The organism is Exiguobacterium sp. MH3 (assembly GCF_000496635.1).
GTDB classification, from domain to species: Bacteria; Bacillota; Bacilli; order Exiguobacteriales; family Exiguobacteriaceae; genus Exiguobacterium_A; species Exiguobacterium_A indicum.
The window spans coordinates 2033616-2049545 of the sequence record NC_022794.1; the positions used below are offsets into that span (position 1 = coordinate 2033616).

A 15930-nucleotide genomic window follows, 5' to 3' on the forward strand; every position below is an offset into this window, starting at 1 on the left:
TTTTTCAGTGGATTCATTTAGGAATCACCTTGATGTTCCCTTTACGCATATCAAGACCCTGTTCTTTTGCAATCTTATAAATCCGTTCCGGAGAGCTTAAGTTCGTGACCTCTAGTTGTAAACGTTCGTTTTCTTTTTTGAGTGATTGTGTGACTTGGTTCTCTTTCGCTAAATCACGGCTCACATTATACGCTTCGTTATGCGTACTGATCGTCAAACTCCCAAATAACACAAGACCACCAATCATCGCACTGTATAAGAATTTTTCAAAGGGATACAAGCGATACTTCGGACGGACGGCGACGCGACGCGCGATATCTTCCGTCTTTCGTGGTTCCTGAACAGGTTGTTGACGAACGGGTTGAACCGTTTGGACCGATTTACGAAGTGGTTCTGCCATTGGAATGCTCCTCTCAAGTTTCTTTCATTTTTTCAGCAACTCGTAATTTTGCCGATCGGGCGCGACGGTTATCATCGAGCTCTTCAACACCCGCCGTAATCGGCTTGCGTGTGACGAGTCGGAGTTCCGGCTCCATTTCGACGGGAATCATCGGTAACCCCGGTGGAAGCTCGGGTAGTGATGATTTTTCTTTGATTGCTTGTTTACACATGCGATCTTCAAGTGAATGGAACGTAATGACACATAGACGTCCACCGACCCGTAATAAATCAATGGCTTGGTGTACCGCACGATCAAAGACGTTCAGTTCATCATTGACAGCGATCCGGATTGCTTGGAAAGTCCGTTTCGCAGGGTGACCACCTTTACGTCGTGCTGGTGCCGGAATCGCATCCTTGATCAATTCGACGAGTTCAAATGTCGTCTCGATCGGTCGCTCTTCCCGCGCTTTTTCGATTTTACGCGCAATCTGTTTCGAGAATTTCTCTTCCCCGTATGTAAAGAAGATACGTACGAGATCATTGTACGACCACTCATTGACGACTTCGTAAGCAGAAAGTGGAGAAGATTGATCCATGCGCATGTCGAGACGTGCGTCGTGATTGTAACTAAATCCCCGTTCCCCTTCGTCTAATTGTGGTGAAGAGACACCGAGATCGAATAGGATGCCGTCCACTTTCTCGACGCCATGTGTTGCTAATTGCTCTTTCAGATAAGCAAAATTACTCTTTATTAAAGTAAAGCGACCTTCATACGCCGCGAGACGTTCTGCTGCATGAGCGAGGGCGACATCATCTTGATCAAATGCGTATAGATGACCTGTCGTCAGTTGCTTGACGATCTCTTCGCTGTGTCCTGCTCCACCTAATGTACAATCGACGTAAATACCGTCGGGTTTAATCGCGAGTCCTTCAATCGACTCCCATTTCAATACTGTTTCATGCTCAAACATGTCCTGCCTCACCTTTCACTGTCCTTGAAGGACGTTACTCTTTTTCAATGTATCACATTCTCTCGTGAAAACGTTACGAAAATGAGACAGTTTCCTTGATTTATTTAACTTTTGTGTAATTTTCGCTAAAAAACTAAAAAAACCTGCTAGTTTCAGCAGGTTTAAAGGAAAATCTTCAGTTGATCACTCGTATTCGCTTCATAGGCTGTTCTTAAGTCCCGAACAAAATCAAGACCATGGTGATTCAACCACGGGAGGACAGAATGAATCCGCTCTTGTGGCGCTCCAGCAGGAAGAAGATGATAAGCCGTCTCTTTATATTGCCGTGTCTGTCGGTCAAACTGACGTCGATCTTCTGCCAGTAGACTAGCAATTGCTTGATCGAGCTGTTTCTTGACCTTCTCACTCTTACTCGATGTCCGCAGTAGATTCTGTTCGAGCGAGAGGAATTCCGAGACGAAACTGTCTTTTAGCATCGCTGCCGTCTGCATACGTCCTGTCATCTTCTCTTCTGAATAGAGCGGAATCGGTACGCCTGATCGGACGATTTCTTCGAGCGACACCTCAAGTTTAGCAAGACGCTTTTCATCGCTACGGCGCACGAGTAACCCACCCATGCGGGGAATCAATAACGGCATCGTCCAATTCAGGTGATGAAAGAGCGGTCGTAAGCGTGTCCAGTATGCTAACTCCCCCGGACCCCCGATATAGGCAAGCGTCGGGAACAGGTAATCCTGCATCAATGGACGTGTGACGACACTGTTGGAGAAACGTTCCGGACTGGCGTACAGCAACGCGATCAATTCAAGCTCCGTATATTGCTTTCCTTGTTTCGTCTCGAATCCGTCTGCTGTCGGATACAGTAACTGACGACCGTGATCATCGACGAAAAGATGCGCCGCTTCCTCGTTCAAGAATGTATCCGCTAACTCTTGCGTCTGTGAAATACCATCCGTCAATGCTCGTCTAAATTCCGCATTGTCTTGAATCAACCGTTCAAAGAACGGAATCTCGAGTTCACGGACAGAATGTGTATCCGCATCAAAGAAGACGATATCAAAATCGATCAATTCACCGATCAATTGTGAGAAAAACATCCCATACGATGTACACGCTTCAACGAGTTGCTTCAGGCGCGCAACTAATTGTTTCGTATGAACCGTTTCTGGCATTGCTCGGAATGTCTCTTCGATGATTTCAAGAAGTGCTGCTTGATCAAAAGAGAGCCGACTGACCGAGCGGGCAATCGATTCTGAAGGTGTGACAGCGATTTTACGCGTTTGATAATCCGCTGTCGGAACGTAAACATGGTTAATCTCATCAAAATCGTGATCTTCGGTCGCGAGCCAAAAAATCGGAACGACAGGTCGCCCAAGTGTCGTTTCCGCCTGCTGCGCGACCTTCAGACAGGTCAACAATTTATAGATGGCATATAATGGTCCGCCAAAGATACCCGTTTGTTGCCCTGTAATGACAACTTGAGCTTCACCCGTACGAAGCTTCGCGACACGCTCCCGCAAACGCTCCGTCATGTTCGGATTTTGACGTTCGAGTTCGTCTGTCAGTGCCGCAAGATGCGGATAGTGACGTTCTTCAAGCAAACGGCTCCTCGACGCTAAACCACTCTCTCCAAAGTGGTCGACATATGTTAAGAATTCTTCTCGTGAAGCACGATGCATCAACGAGTTATCATCGTATAAGGCTTCAAATGGTTGTACCTTCAAACAAAATCCCTTCTTTCTTACCTAACTGGTCAGCTGATGAACAGTTGACGAATACCGAGTACGAACAGTATGAAATGGACAGGTAATGCCAGCAAGATGATGATTCGCCAACTGTGGCGAATCATTTGTCTCAAATCAACATCAAGTTGACGAATTCGTTGCCAGAGTGCATTCAACGCAAACACCAACAATACGACGATGACGATCCACCCTAAGTAATTTGTTCCGGTCAAAGCAATCAATGCAACATGAATCGCATACAGAACGATGAATGTTCCAAAGTCGAGTGCAAATCGAACGGCCTTCCCATGTTTCCGAAATAGAAGTAGAAAGACGAGATACAACGCAATCAGGCTGAATAAAGGAAAAATGATGAAGACTGTCACTGCGGACCCTCCCTCTGTTTGATCTGTTCATAATAAAAAGATAAACGTGGCGTCGCAGTCGTCGCCTGACGCAATGCGTATCCAAGTATCGGTTCTACTTCCGTTCGTCGTCCATACTCAAGATCTCGTAACATGGAAGAACGATTTTTGCTCGTATTCTTCATGATCCGCTCGATTTCGGAATAAGTAATGTCATGGTGCGGGAAAATCGTCCGCATTTCGTCAAATAATTGACGGGCTTCTTCTCGATAAGGCATCTCTAATAAGGATCCATTCTCAACACCGTAATAAGCCGTCACTGGATTGATGACGACGTTGATGAACAGCTTCGTCAATAAAACGGCTTCCATATCTGACTCAAGTTCAAAGCACAGCTGCTTTGACGACAAGTTCGCTACCTCTTGATTTCCGTAGCGGATGCGTCCTTTTCCAGTATGCTGGACTTCAAACGGTGCAGTACGCATGGCACCATGTTCGACGATACCAAATAAGACGTGCGGCAATTGCTCTTTCCATTTCAAATGATCCATTCCATTTTGCAGGAACATGACGGGACACGTCAGCCGTTTAAGGAATGGAATCACACTTTTTATATCATACGACTTTGTCGCGACAAACACCAAGTCTTCTGACTCGAGCCGATCAATCTTCCGGATCCGTACGAGACGACTCGCTTGTCCATCGCGAATGATTGGTCGTTCCTCCTCTTGTTCTTGTCGCACATAAAGCGTGACTGCATGATCTTCCGATAAATAAGAGGCAAGCAATAACCCGATGGCACCCGCGCCAATGATTCCAACATTCATCTATTCCTATCCCCTTTCATGAAAAAAGCGACCTTAAAACCGATTTCTCGATTCGAAGGTCGCTTTTATACCGATCAATCAGCTTATTTGCTGACGATTTCTTTACCTTTGTACGAGCCACATGCTTTACAAACGCGGTGTGAAAGTTTCATTTCACCACAGTTTGGGCACTCGACCATACCTGGTACACGGAGTTTGAAATGAGTACGGCGAAGACGTTTGCGTGTTTTCGACGTTCTGCGGAATGGTACTGCCATCGTTGTCCACCTCCTTGAAAAAATACACTCGCCTTTACTTCAGAAATCAGGAATCCTGATCTTTTTTAAAGAACTGAGCGAGACCCGCGAGTCGCGGATCGATTTTTGGTTCGGTTTCCTCTGGATCTTCTTCAGAAAGAATCGTCCAGCCTTCCCCCTCAACCAACTGATTCTCTTCATCATCCCCATGCACTTGCACTGGCACATGAAGTAAAATCAATTCTTGCACGAGCGGTCGAAGATCGACCGTATTCCCGATCGGCACGTTGATGTCATCTGCTTCGTTCGAAACAGCATCGACCTCGAGCAGGAATGGCTCGATGGATTCAATCTCGAATGGATAAGCGACGTCATTTAGCGTCCGGGCATCCGGAAGCGTCATTTCGCCGGTAATCCGAAGATTGAATATTAATTGATTCGATGTAAACGATGCATTTGCACGAACGTGCACAGGTTGCACCGCCCGGATATCCGGATGGAGGGCGACTAGCTCATTGAGCTCGATCGTCTCGTTAACCTGAAGTTGACCCAGATTGCGCAATTTATTCAATTGCATCAGGGACCATTTCATCCGAATCACCTCAATTGCAACAATATGAATTATAGAGAGGACATCTTGTTTTGTCAATGTTTTTTCTTTACACTGAAATCGCTAGAGAACGAACACTTTTGGACGTCTTTATCCATATTACCGCACTTAATTCGGTTTGCAAAGGAGAAAGTTTTCATGAGGATGACAGCTATCATTTCAGAGTACAATCCGTTTCATAACGGACACTATTATCAAGCGACAACAGCACGACGGGAAACGGATGCCGACGTCATCGTCGCCATCATGAGCGGGACGTTCATGCAGCGTGGTGAGCCCGCCTTTACGGATAAATGGACACGTGCTCAGGCAGCCGTCGCGAGCGGTGCCATCGATCTCGTTCTTGAACTTCCCTTCTATTTTGCTGTCCAGCGTGCTGATCGCTTTGCACTCGGTGGTGTGACGATTGCCGAGACAATCGGCTGTCAGTCGCTTTCGTTTGGAAGCGAGTGTGGAGACATCGAACCTTTTCTGCATGCGGCAGCGGAACAGATCGAAGAGACACCTGCATACAAGCAAGCGTTACACGATGGATTATCAGCGGGCCTCTCTTCTGCTCACGCCGCCAGTCAAGCATTCAGGAGCGTCTCACAGACGCTTGATTTGACACAACCGAACAATACGCTTGGCTATTATTACGCTCGCGCCGCAAATACCCTATCGCTCCACACGACGAAACGGATTGGAAGTGGCTACCACGACTTATCCACCGGGGACATCATGAGCGCCACCGCGATACGCGCCCATCATCAGACACACGGTCAGCTGCTTGCACTTCCTGAACAGACCGAAGACGTCTTAGCAAGTGCCTCTTTCGCCAACTTCTCGCATTATTATCCATGGATTCGACAACGTCTACTAACGACTCCAGTACCCGAGTTGATGCGAATCGCTGGGATCGACGCTTCGTTAGCACCACGACTCATCGAAGGGGCTAAACAAGCAACGACGTTCGACACCTTTCTGAATTACGTCAAAACACGCCGTTATACGCGGACGAGCCTGCAGCGTGCCTTGATCTATCTATTGACCTCAACGACGGCAGAGGAGGTCGCACGGATCGATTACGACCATGTTGATTTCGTTCGTCCCCTCGCCTTTTCAGAACGAGGACGACAGGCACTCAAAACCATCAAAACGCGGACTGCCGTATTCAGCACCTTCACGAGTCATCCTTGGCTAACGAAAGAAAGCCAAGTGACAGCTGCATATGCACTGCCATTGGCTCGCTACGACGCGTTGCTTGAACACCGTCGCTTTCCTTATTTCGCTGGAAGTTCTTCTAAATAATCAATCGCATCTTCGACTGTCTTGATCGGAACGAGCTTCATGTTCGTTCCGAGTTTTTTGATGGATGGTTTTGCTTCTTTGTAGTTCTCTCCTGCTGGTACGAACATGATTTCTGCTTCTGCCTCGTCTGCAGCGACCACCTTTTGCCACGCTCCACCGATTGGTCCCACCTTGCCACCTTCTTCAATGGTTCCTGTGCCGGCGATTTTATGCCCTTTCGCCAAATCTCCCGGCGTCAATTGATCATAGATTTCAAGAGTGAACATCATTCCTGCAGAAGGTCCCCCGACGTCTTCGACCTGAAACTCGATCTCAGGATCCGTCTTCACGTTCGAGATCGGGAGCGGTTCGTAAATGCCGAGCCCGACTCGCTTGACCTCTTTAGATAACTGATCCACTCGAATCGTCGTCTTCTTGTCTTCCGATTTACGCGTGAACTGAATCGGAACAGCTGTTTTGGCTTTTTTTGCTTGAATCGTCTTCATGAAACCTTCAAATGACGTAATCGGTTTTCCGTCAACACTTGTAATCCGATCCCCTGCCTTCAGTTTCCCTTCGGCTGGACCACCGGGAATGACGCCGGAGACGTAGACCCCTTCGAAATCGACATCGACCTTTTGATCCGCTAATTCATACGCTTCGATTGTTGCGTTATGTTGTGCTTCTTCCATATACAGCTTCTGACGCGTTTCATACTGCGCGTCCGACTCGCCGTCGTACAGATAATCACTTACACTCGATGTTTCGGAGAACGGTAGAAATAAGCTTTCAATGAGAAAGTAAGGCGTTGCCCGACGTTGTGCGATCGTCAGCATCATCAAATCTCCCGGTTCCTTGTCGCCTCCAGATACTTCAATCAAATCTTCCGTCGACGTCGCGTCACCCGGATAGGAGATGAAATAAGGAAGTGGTAAGAAAAATACGATCAAGGCAGCGATGATCGCTGCTAAGGCAGGTTTCCAAGCTTTCATCACAGTTCTCCTTTCGCATATTTCTGACGTAGCGCCTCTTCGACGGAAGGCGGTACGAGATCGGCAACGGAAGCACCATATTTGGCAGCTTCCTTGACGATCGAAGAACTCAAGAAGGAATACTGATTATTCGTCATCATGAATAGTGTCTCGATTTGATCGTTCATCTTCTTGTTGATAGAAGCGACTTGCATTTCGTATTCAAAATCCGAAACTGCTCGTAAACCGCGTACGATCGCGGTTGCTCCAACTTCCGCCGCATAATCGACCAGTAGACCATTAAAGGAATCCACCTTGATTTGAGGTAGGTGCGATGTCACATCGGCAATTAACTCCATCCGTTCCTGGACAGAAAAGAGTGGTTGCTTCGAAGAATTATTCAGTACGGCAACGATGATCTCATCAAAAATCGGAACGGCACGCTCGATGATGTCTAAATGTCCGTTCGTGATCGGATCAAAGCTACCTGGGCAAATGGCGATTCGTTTCATTCGTGGTCTTCCTCCGCTTCCATGAATTCGTACAATGTAATCGAAATGACAGCGGAATAACGAAGTCGACGCACGACTTCTAGTCGTCCGATCTGGTCCGGTAATTCAACCGCTGAGTCATGTTCACAGACGATGACACCATTGTCCGTCAACATATTGTGTTGCTCTATGTACGTGACATGTTCCGTCAATCGCTCTTTTGCATAGGGAGGGTCTAGATAAATCAACTTAAACGGCTCTTCAGATGCGAGTTCCGTTAAAGCGATCGCTACATCTTTTTTTAAAACACGTGCTTGGTCCGTATAGCGCGTCGTTCGTAAATTATCTTGGATCGTTTGGATCGCTTTATGGTGTTGGTCGACGAACACCGCCTCATCGCATCCTCTTGAAAGAGATTCAATCCCAAGACCACCGCTCCCCGCAAACAGATCCAGTGCTCGTCCTCCGTTGAAATAAGGACCGATGACGTTGAATAAGGATTCTTTTACCTTATCCGTCGTCGGTCGTGTTTGATCCCCTGGCACTGCTTTTAATCGTGTACCTTTCCGTTCCCCTGAAATGACTCGCATTTCCTTCATTCCTTTCAACAAAGAAGCGACGAGGATGTCCTCATCGCTCCATGGATTATGCTTCTTCTGGCATTTTACCTTTTTTGTTCGCGAACGTCTCCGTGATGAACGGTCGTTCTGAACGTTTGATCGATTCGACGAACGGGAGAGTCGAAATGACTTCCATCACCTGTTCATGCTGATCTAAATCGACATACAGATGAACGTATCGTTCACGTTTAGACGTAAAGTAGACGTTCCCGTAACGGCGTAATTGACGGGATGCTTTCATCGCATTGACATAGACGATGAGTCCCACTCGTTCCTTGATCACGCCAGCCTACCCCCTTCACCTTCGTTATCCGCTACAGCTACAGCTGCCACCGGTCGAACAACCTCCAGCGCATCCTTGATCGAAGAAAGGATTTCCCGTCGGTACTTTAATTTGCGGTGATACTTCTCCAGCGAGCTTCAGACTGATTTGTCCGAGTAACGTCTCGAGTTGTTTTTCCGCCTTTTTAAACTGCGCGACTTCCTCTTGTAAATCAAGTCGCCGTTTGACTTCATGGACCCTTTTCGTGATCGTCTGATAGTCAGGATGATACCGTCCGAATCGCTGTACGAGTTCGTAGTCCTCCTTGACTTGATGAAAATCGCGAATGACAGCCTGTGCCTCTGTTGACTCTTGCTGTGCTTGTTTCGCACATCTATATGCTTGCCCCGTTTCACTTTGAGCGAGAGATCGAATGAGGTCTTCCGCTGCGTTGATGAGGTCAATCGTCTTATCGGTATATATCACAACGAATCTCCTCCTTAACTTTACCATCTTATCATAACATTTCTCTCCCTCCTAGCCTGTTGAATTGTGTATAATTTGTTCAGAAGGAAGGAATGAACTTTATGCAACTGCTCTCTTTTAATATGTTCCGGACGATTGGAATCAAGACGGAACATGCCAAATCAGATTATCACTTTGATTCCTTGAAAAAAATCGAACAGGCGGATGTCGTCCTGTTCCCGGAATACTGGCAAATCCACTCAATCATCTACGGAATGAAAAAACCGATTTTCCCGTCGGCTGCTACGTTCCACTTAGGTCATGACAAGATCGAGATGACGCGGATTTTTCAAACCGTCATTCCGGATAACATCCCTCGAACCGGCATCTATGGAAAAAATGAATTCACCGTCGAACGTGTCTTACGTGAATTTTCGTTTCCGTTCGTTGCGAAGACAGTCCGTAGCTCCATGGGACAAGGTGTCCATCTCATCAAAAATGAAACAGACTGGAAGAAATACACGGATACACACGAGACGTTCTACATTCAGGAGTACATTCCGAATGAGAAGGACTTACGTGTCGTCGTCGTCGGCGATCAAGTTCTTGCTGCGTACTGGCGCGTCGGTGGTGCTCAGTTCTTAAATAACGTCGCTCAAGGTGGTGTCCTTGATTTTGATGATGTGCCACAAGGAGCGATCGACTTCGTGCTCGCTCTCGCGAAACAGCTCGATATCGATCACGCTGGTTTTGATCTCATCATCCGTGACGGACAGTGGTACGTTCTTGAGTTCAATGTCTTCTTCGGTGGGGAAGGTCTCAATCACCTTGGTATCCACGCACCGGATACGATTCTTGAATATGTCGAACGAAAATATGGAAGTTCATGAATTCTTCAAAATGACTTCACATCTTTTACGTCATCGTTTCATTCATTATGGTATGATAGTTTGGAAAGACTAGTATCTACTAGCAAACTGGGGTATAGGGGGATTCAAACATGAAGTTTGAACAATATGGCATCGAAGGCAAGGAACTGAAGTTCGGTCTTCTCGAAACAATCATGGAACATCACCGCTTCGTTCGTGAAGGACAGTGGGATTACGAACGCGCGATGTACGACATGAAATATGAAAAACAATCAACAGGTGAAGTATTCTACCTGCGTGTTCCTGTCTATGCGATCCAAGGCGAGATTGAAGACCGCCATGCTGTCGTTCGTATGATGACACCACTTCTCGGTAAACACTACTATCCACACGGTGTCGAGTATGATGAGACGTTCCCTCCGGAAATCGTCAAAGACTGCGAACGTCGTTTAGCAGCATTGCTCGAAACACTCGAAAAATAAGATCCACACGTAGAGGTTCCAATGAGGAGCCTCTATTTTTTTGTTTTTCATGCCAAACAAAAAAGCTAACGACCTCGCATCATCCACGAAATCATTAGCTGTTCTGTCCACCTGATTGTTATTCTTATAATACACGCGAAATCGCTTTTAACGCGCGACGAATTGTACATAAGATACGACATCGTCTCCGAGCTGAATCCCAAGCTGCTCGCGTACATGAAGATAAAGTGCGTGAAGTGACGTTGCCGGTGCATTGACCTTTACGCTAAATGCAATCTCTTCCCGGTCCATCCGTTTGATCCGGGAGTGATGGATTCCATAATCCTCGATCGCACAAGCAAGTAATTCCTCGATGGCTTGAATAGAGACGGTAACATCTCCTTGCATGTACTCTTCATAAGTCATCTACCTTCACTCCTTTGCTAATTGTGTGACCGAAGACATGACCTCTTCTAAGTCGACCGGTTCATCCGGTGTCTTCGCCATAGACGAAATCGCCCGTACTTTATTCTCACGGTCCAAAATGAACATTTGTGTTCCGTGTGTCACTAAGCCGCTCTCAGCCTTCGAGTAATAGAAATTCAACTGACGTGTCAAACGATCGATGACGACTGGATCTCCCGTCAATACTCTCCACCCTTTGGCATCTGCTTCAAAGTTCGAAGCATACTTTTTCAAGACTTTCGGTGTATCCACTTTTGGATCAACCGTCACTGCGACGAGTTCGACGTCACTTCCGTACAATTCTTCGCTCCGAAGCTTCTTCTCAAGCTTACGGTAATCATTTAACGTCAACGGACAAATATCAGGACAGTTCGAGTAGAAGAACGTCAACACTTTGACTTTTCCGTCTTCCGAATTGAATGATTTTCCGTCTACGGCATTCGTTAATTCAAATGGTGTCGGTTCAGCGATGACAGGTAACTTTTCTTTCATGAAGAAATAATAATATCCCCCGGCTGCCGCAACTAAGATAAGGACGACGGCAGCGACCGTCAAGTAACTATTCTTTTTCAAGTTGGCTCCCCCTTAATGACTCCAGATCGCCCGGAATACGTTCGTCGTCTCACCCGGATCGTAGACGACATATAGTAAGCAATACACGATCACACCGGTAATGGCTGTCAAAAACCAAACGATTGAGGCAACCGGTCCGATTTTACGGTGACGTGCAAAGTTCTTCTTATACGCGTGATAGAGTGCCATCAAACCGAGCACCCCACCAGATGTCGCAAGAAGAATGTGGAAGATCAAGAATCCTGTGTAGTAGGCTTTGACGGATTCAGGACCGCCAAAGGCTGTGTTACCAAGCAAAATCGTCCGCAAGGCATACATGATGAAGAACAATAAAGCGAGTGCAGCTGCAATCGTCATCACGGTTTGGTGAGCTTTCATGTTACGACGCGTTTGGGCGATCAAAAACCAGCCAATCGCTACGAAAATCGCACTGATGACAATCAGCGACACACAAATCAACGGCAAATAACTCATGTTCCAACTTCCTCCAATTTAATCCGCTTTTGGTGTGAAGGACATGCCTTCATCCACGGCAGTACTTTTTGAACGGCGCACCCATGTAAAGAAGGTCAGTCCGAAGAATAGACCATACACGAGTTCTTGACCGAGCTTCATGAGAACACCACCAAAGCGTTGGTCCTCTAATAAGTCATCTGTCGTTCCGAGCAATCGTTCCAGGTTCAATCCGCTTAAATCATTGTTCGGCATACAGTAAGCGAGTACTTTCGCGAATGTCGCCGGATCCTGATACGCTTGATACTGAAAACTTTGACTGAAGATCATGAAGGCACAGGCTGGTGTCAACAACACACCATTCGCTACGATGTAGACCATCTTCTTCAGGTCAGAAAGGCTGTCCGCCTCATTGACCGGTGCAATGATCGGATACCACATCGTCATACTCAAGAAAATCAATGTTCCGTGGAACAGACGGTGAACGGTATAGTTCGTCAAGACATAATCAAAAATAAATGGCATGTGATAGAACGTAAACAAGGCATTAAAGACGACAAGTGCAATCAGCGGCTTGATGAAGAAGCGAAGAATCCTACCAAGATACGGTGTATCGAACAAGCGCTTATAAAGCCACTCTGGTATCGCAATCAACAAGAGCGGCGGTGCGACCATATAGACGAATACCATCTGCAGCATGTGTGCTGAGAACGTGATATGTGCTAGCAGGTCTAACGGACTTCCAAAACCGATGTAAAAAACGATCAATGCCGCGAGCATCGAAAACTTTTGCCCAAGCGTTGTTTCCGGCTCATCCGGACGACGCAACTTTTCTGTCACGACAGCATATAGGATATACAATCCAACGAGTATCAACGCATAATACGGACTCCATAAGACAGTCCATTCGAATTGCGAAAGTGCTCCCCTTAAATTGCCTAACATATTTTTTCACCCCGTTCCTTTCTCTTACAAACTAAGATTACCGTTCCCCTATTTCATTGTAAAGGTTTCTCATAAAACGATTCCAAAATAAAAGACCATCCTGCTAAACGTTAGCAGAATGGTCACATTTCTTACCAGATCAACAGACGAAGCGTCGCAACGATCGTCAAGGCGACGAATACACCGAGACCCATCATGACTTTGATCCATGTGTTGCCTTTGTTGTTCATATGCATGAACATGTAAAGCTGCAGGTAAACCTGAACGATTGCCATGATGATCAAGAAACCACCAGCTGCCCAGTGCGGCATGAGATCAGCCATGACAGCACCGAAAGCGATGAGCGTCAAGAAAATCATGAGTGCGAAACTGATGAGTTGCAGTTGTGTCTCACGACCACGTTCTGCTTTCATCTCAAGCTCGATTTGATTGCGCGTAAGTTGCGGTTCGTGTTTTTCCATCTTATTTCACCATCCCCATGAGGTAGACGACTGAGAAGATAAAGACCCAGACGACGTCAATGAAGTGCCAGTAAAGACTTGAAACATAGTACTTCGGCGCATTCACGACCGTGATGCCACGGTTCCAGTTCCGGATGAGCAATGTCGAGATCCAGAGAAGACCGAACAAGACGTGCGCACCGTGGAATCCGACGAGAGTGTAGAAGGCAGAACCAAATGCACTCGACGTGAACGTATGACCGATGTGGTAGTAGTGATTAAACTCATAAATCTCACCACTTAAGAATCCAAGACCGAGAAGCAATGTGATGATGAGCCAAAGCTTCATCTTTTTCACATCATTACGTTTCATTGCCATCATTGCAAGAACGCTTGTTAATGAACTCGTCAAGAGAAGCATCGTCATGATGAAGACGAGACCCATTTCAAAGATGTCATAACTGCGTAATCCTTCTTTTGCACCGGAGTTATGGAGACCGATGTATGTCCCGAAGAGAGAGGCGAACAAAGTCGTCTCTCCTCCAAGGAAGAACCAGAAGGCTACATATTTATTCTTACCCTCAAGTGTTGCTTTTTCAACATGATCCGGAATACCGGTGATCGGGTTATTCGGTACTGAATGATGACCCATCTTACTTCGCCTCCTTTTCTGCTTCAAGGCGTAGATCTTCTTCGACGACTGATTTCGGGATGTAGTATCCTTCATCGTCAATCCAAGAACGGAAGAACATCGCGATCAATGTCATCGCAAGACCAATCAAGGCAACGACGAGACCAACAGTTCCATAGTCTAGGCGAAGAATAAATCCGAGACCTGCAAGGAATAGACCGACTGACATGACGAATGGCAAGATCGTGTTATTCGGCATGTGGATATCGCCGACTTCTTCCGATACAGAAACTGTTTTGTTTCCTGCCATTTTTTCGAGCCAATACGTATCCAAACCTTTGACGAGTGGGATTTGAGCGAAGTTATACTCTGGAGTTGGAACTGGAAGTGTCCACTCAAGTGTACGTCCATCTCCCCAGACGTCGCGTTTTACATATTCTTTTGACATCAATGCTGCTGCAATCGAAATGACGAGAACGATCGTCGACACACCCATGAAGGCTGCACCGATTGATGAAAGTAAGTTCATTGTTTCCCAGCCTTGGTTTGGCAAGTACGTGAAGACACGACGTGGCATACCTGTAAGACCAAGAATATGTTGCGGGAAGAACGTCAAGTGGAAGCCGATGAAGAACAACCAGAATTGAATTTTTCCCCAGAATTCGTTGAGCTGTTTCCCGAACATAAGTGGGAACCAGTAGTAAAGACCTGCGAAGAGACCAAAGACAACCCCACCAACGATAACGTAGTGGAAGTGAGCTACTACGAAGTAACTGTCATGGTACTGGTAATCGGCAGGTGCAACAGAAAGCATGACCCCTGTCATACCACCAACAAGGAATGATGGAATGAACGCGACCGAGTAAAGCATTGCGACTGGGAACGTCAACTTACCGCCCCATAACGTAAAGAGCCAGTTGAAGATCTTGACCCCTGTCGGTACAGCAATCGCCATCGTTGCTACGGCGAAGATCGCGTTTGCGACCGGACCGAGACCAACTGTGAACATGTGGTGGACCCATACCATGAATCCGAGGAAACCGATCAACATCGTCGCAAAGACCATCGTCGTGTAACCGAAGAGACGCTTACGAGCAAATGTAGGAATGATTTCAGAGAAAATACCGAATGCCGGTAAGATCAAGATATAAACTTCCGGGTGACCGAAGATCCAGAAGAGGTGTTCCCAGATGACGATGTTCCCGCCCGCTGCCGGGTCGAAGAAATGCGCTCCGAAGAGTCGCTCGAACGTCAAGAGGAACAATCCAACCGTAAGTGGTGGGAATGCGAAAACGATCAAGGCAGAAGCAACGAATGCTGTCCATGTGAAGAGCGGCATCCGCATCAGTTTCATACCTGGTGCACGCATGTTCAAAATCGTAACGAGGAAGTTAATCCCCCCCATAAGTGTACCGAAACCAGAAATCTGAAGACCCAACGCGTAGAAGTCTACACCGAGAGACTCAGGTACCGTCGAGAGTGGTGCGTATGCAGTCCACCCTGCGTTCGGTGCAGCGCCGAAGAACCAAGAAAGGTTCAACAAGACTCCACCGAAGAAGAACAACCAGAAACCAAGTGCATTCAAGAATGGGAACGCAACGTCACGTGCCCCGATTTGAAGCGGTACTGCTGCGTTCATGTATCCGATCAACATCGGCATCGCTGCCAAGAAGATCATCGTCGTACCGTGCATCGTGATCAATTGGTTAAAGAGTTCACCGCTGACGAAATCGTTCATCGGTTTAATCAATTGAAAACGAATCATTAGGGCTTCTACGCCACCGACTAGAAGGAAGAACAATCCAGACATGATGTAGAGAATCCCGATTTTCTTATGGTCGACTGTCGTTAGCCAGTCCATGATGCCGCTTTTTTTCTGCGGCATACCCATAGTATGTGTC

Annotated in this window: 22 protein-coding genes; 3 read left to right on the forward strand and 19 right to left on the reverse strand. The window is 46.8% G+C overall.

Annotated elements, in window-relative coordinates; translation table 11 throughout:
• Positions 1 to 13: 13 nt before the first annotated feature.
• The 7 genes from ftsL to U719_RS10860 all read right to left on the reverse strand — a co-directional run bounded on the left by ftsL (position 14) and on the right by U719_RS10860 (position 5096).
• The gene (ftsL, locus tag U719_RS10830; protein WP_023468808.1) at positions 14 to 400 is read right to left on the reverse strand and encodes a cell division protein FtsL; all 387 of its coding nucleotides are present in this window, start codon (positions 398 to 400) and stop codon (positions 14 to 16) included.
• A gap of 13 nt (positions 401 to 413) precedes the next feature.
• Entirely contained in the window at positions 414 to 1352 is a 939-nt protein-coding gene (gene rsmH, locus U719_RS10835; RefSeq protein WP_023468809.1) for a 16S rRNA (cytosine(1402)-N(4))-methyltransferase RsmH, read from the reverse strand.
• A 161-nt stretch (positions 1353 to 1513) separates the two neighbouring features.
• Complete coding sequence (gene bshC, locus U719_RS10840) at positions 1514 to 3076, reverse strand: bacillithiol biosynthesis cysteine-adding enzyme BshC (RefSeq protein ID WP_023468810.1); 1563 nt, start codon at positions 3074 to 3076, stop codon at positions 1514 to 1516.
• 29 nt (positions 3077 to 3105) lie between these two features.
• Positions 3106 to 3462 carry a DUF3397 domain-containing protein gene (locus U719_RS10845; RefSeq protein WP_023468811.1) on the reverse strand — a complete coding sequence of 119 codons (357 nt, stop codon included), beginning with the start codon at positions 3460 to 3462 and terminating at the stop codon, positions 3106 to 3108.
• Positions 3459 to 4268 carry a ketopantoate reductase family protein gene (locus U719_RS10850; protein WP_023468812.1) on the reverse strand — a complete coding sequence of 270 codons (810 nt, stop codon included), beginning with the start codon at positions 4266 to 4268 and terminating at the stop codon, positions 3459 to 3461. Before U719_RS10850 ends, U719_RS10845 begins: the two co-directional genes overlap by 4 nt.
• Positions 4269 to 4351: 83 nt before the next feature.
• Positions 4352 to 4525, reverse strand: a complete 174-nt coding sequence (gene rpmF / locus U719_RS10855; protein ID WP_012370841.1) for a 50S ribosomal protein L32 — start codon at positions 4523 to 4525, stop codon at positions 4352 to 4354.
• A gap of 46 nt (positions 4526 to 4571) precedes the next feature.
• Positions 4572 to 5096, reverse strand: coding sequence for a DUF177 domain-containing protein (locus U719_RS10860; RefSeq protein ID WP_023468813.1), 525 nt, complete (start codon positions 5094 to 5096; stop codon positions 4572 to 4574).
• Positions 5097 to 5252: 156 nt separating this feature from the next.
• On the opposite strand from U719_RS10860, the gene U719_RS10865 reads away from it, so the two are divergent.
• On the forward strand, positions 5253 to 6404 hold the full coding sequence (locus tag U719_RS10865; RefSeq protein ID WP_023468814.1) for a nucleotidyltransferase family protein: 1152 nt from the start codon (positions 5253 to 5255) through the stop codon (positions 6402 to 6404).
• Here U719_RS10865 and U719_RS10870 read toward each other — a convergent pair.
• From U719_RS10870 to U719_RS10890, 5 genes are read right to left on the reverse strand one after another with little or no spacing between them, the layout of a single operon-like run.
• A complete protein-coding gene (locus U719_RS10870; RefSeq protein ID WP_023468815.1) occupies positions 6377 to 7375 on the reverse strand; it encodes a SepM family pheromone-processing serine protease in 999 nt (332 codons plus the stop codon). The two genes, U719_RS10865 and U719_RS10870, sit on opposite strands and share 28 nt — an antisense overlap.
• The gene (gene coaD, locus U719_RS10875; protein ID WP_023468816.1) at positions 7375 to 7866 is read right to left on the reverse strand and encodes a pantetheine-phosphate adenylyltransferase; all 492 of its coding nucleotides are present in this window, start codon (positions 7864 to 7866) and stop codon (positions 7375 to 7377) included. The genes U719_RS10870 and coaD overlap by 1 nt, the downstream gene beginning before the upstream one ends.
• Positions 7863 to 8444: a 16S rRNA (guanine(966)-N(2))-methyltransferase RsmD gene (gene rsmD, locus U719_RS10880; RefSeq protein ID WP_074668417.1), complete on the reverse strand. Its 582-nt coding sequence runs from the start codon at positions 8442 to 8444 to the stop codon at positions 7863 to 7865. The genes coaD and rsmD overlap by 4 nt, the downstream gene beginning before the upstream one ends.
• A gap of 46 nt (positions 8445 to 8490) precedes the next feature.
• Positions 8491 to 8748 carry a YlbG family protein gene (locus U719_RS10885; protein ID WP_023468818.1) on the reverse strand — a complete coding sequence of 86 codons (258 nt, stop codon included), beginning with the start codon at positions 8746 to 8748 and terminating at the stop codon, positions 8491 to 8493.
• 24 nt (positions 8749 to 8772) lie between these two features.
• Positions 8773 to 9240, reverse strand: a complete 468-nt coding sequence (locus U719_RS10890; protein ID WP_217448912.1) for a YlbF family regulator — start codon at positions 9238 to 9240, stop codon at positions 8773 to 8775.
• 74 nt (positions 9241 to 9314) lie between these two features.
• Between U719_RS10890 and U719_RS10895 the strand changes: the two genes are divergently transcribed.
• Both U719_RS10895 and U719_RS10900 read left to right on the forward strand, forming a co-directional pair.
• Complete coding sequence (locus U719_RS10895) at positions 9315 to 10082, forward strand: RimK family alpha-L-glutamate ligase (protein WP_231681737.1); 768 nt, start codon at positions 9315 to 9317, stop codon at positions 10080 to 10082.
• 110 nt (positions 10083 to 10192) lie between these two features.
• Positions 10193 to 10543, forward strand: coding sequence for a YugN family protein (locus U719_RS10900; protein ID WP_023468821.1), 351 nt, complete (start codon positions 10193 to 10195; stop codon positions 10541 to 10543).
• A 147-nt stretch (positions 10544 to 10690) separates the two neighbouring features.
• Here U719_RS10900 and U719_RS10905 read toward each other — a convergent pair whose 3' ends face one another.
• From U719_RS10905 to ctaD, 7 genes are all read right to left on the reverse strand, one after another.
• Positions 10691 to 10948 carry a hypothetical protein gene (locus U719_RS10905; RefSeq protein WP_023468822.1) on the reverse strand — a complete coding sequence of 86 codons (258 nt, stop codon included), beginning with the start codon at positions 10946 to 10948 and terminating at the stop codon, positions 10691 to 10693.
• 6 nt (positions 10949 to 10954) lie between these two features.
• Complete coding sequence (locus U719_RS10910) at positions 10955 to 11560, reverse strand: SCO family protein (RefSeq protein WP_023468823.1); 606 nt, start codon at positions 11558 to 11560, stop codon at positions 10955 to 10957.
• Between the two features lie 12 nt (positions 11561 to 11572).
• Positions 11573 to 12034, reverse strand: a complete 462-nt coding sequence (locus U719_RS10915; RefSeq protein ID WP_023468824.1) for a DUF420 domain-containing protein — start codon at positions 12032 to 12034, stop codon at positions 11573 to 11575.
• An 18-nt stretch (positions 12035 to 12052) separates the two neighbouring features.
• The gene (ctaG, locus tag U719_RS10920; protein ID WP_023468825.1) at positions 12053 to 12958 is read right to left on the reverse strand and encodes a cytochrome c oxidase assembly factor CtaG; all 906 of its coding nucleotides are present in this window, start codon (positions 12956 to 12958) and stop codon (positions 12053 to 12055) included.
• Between the two features lie 131 nt (positions 12959 to 13089).
• Positions 13090 to 13419: a cytochrome C oxidase subunit IV family protein gene (locus tag U719_RS10925; protein ID WP_023468826.1), complete on the reverse strand. Its 330-nt coding sequence runs from the start codon at positions 13417 to 13419 to the stop codon at positions 13090 to 13092.
• Position 13420: 1 nt separating this feature from the next.
• Positions 13421 to 14050, reverse strand: coding sequence for a cytochrome c oxidase subunit 3 (locus U719_RS10930; protein WP_023468827.1), 630 nt, complete (start codon positions 14048 to 14050; stop codon positions 13421 to 13423).
• Between the two features lies 1 nt (position 14051).
• Positions 14052 to 15920: a cytochrome c oxidase subunit I gene (gene ctaD / locus U719_RS10935; protein ID WP_029342162.1), complete on the reverse strand. Its 1869-nt coding sequence runs from the start codon at positions 15918 to 15920 to the stop codon at positions 14052 to 14054.
• Between the last annotated feature and the right edge of the window lie 10 nt (positions 15921 to 15930).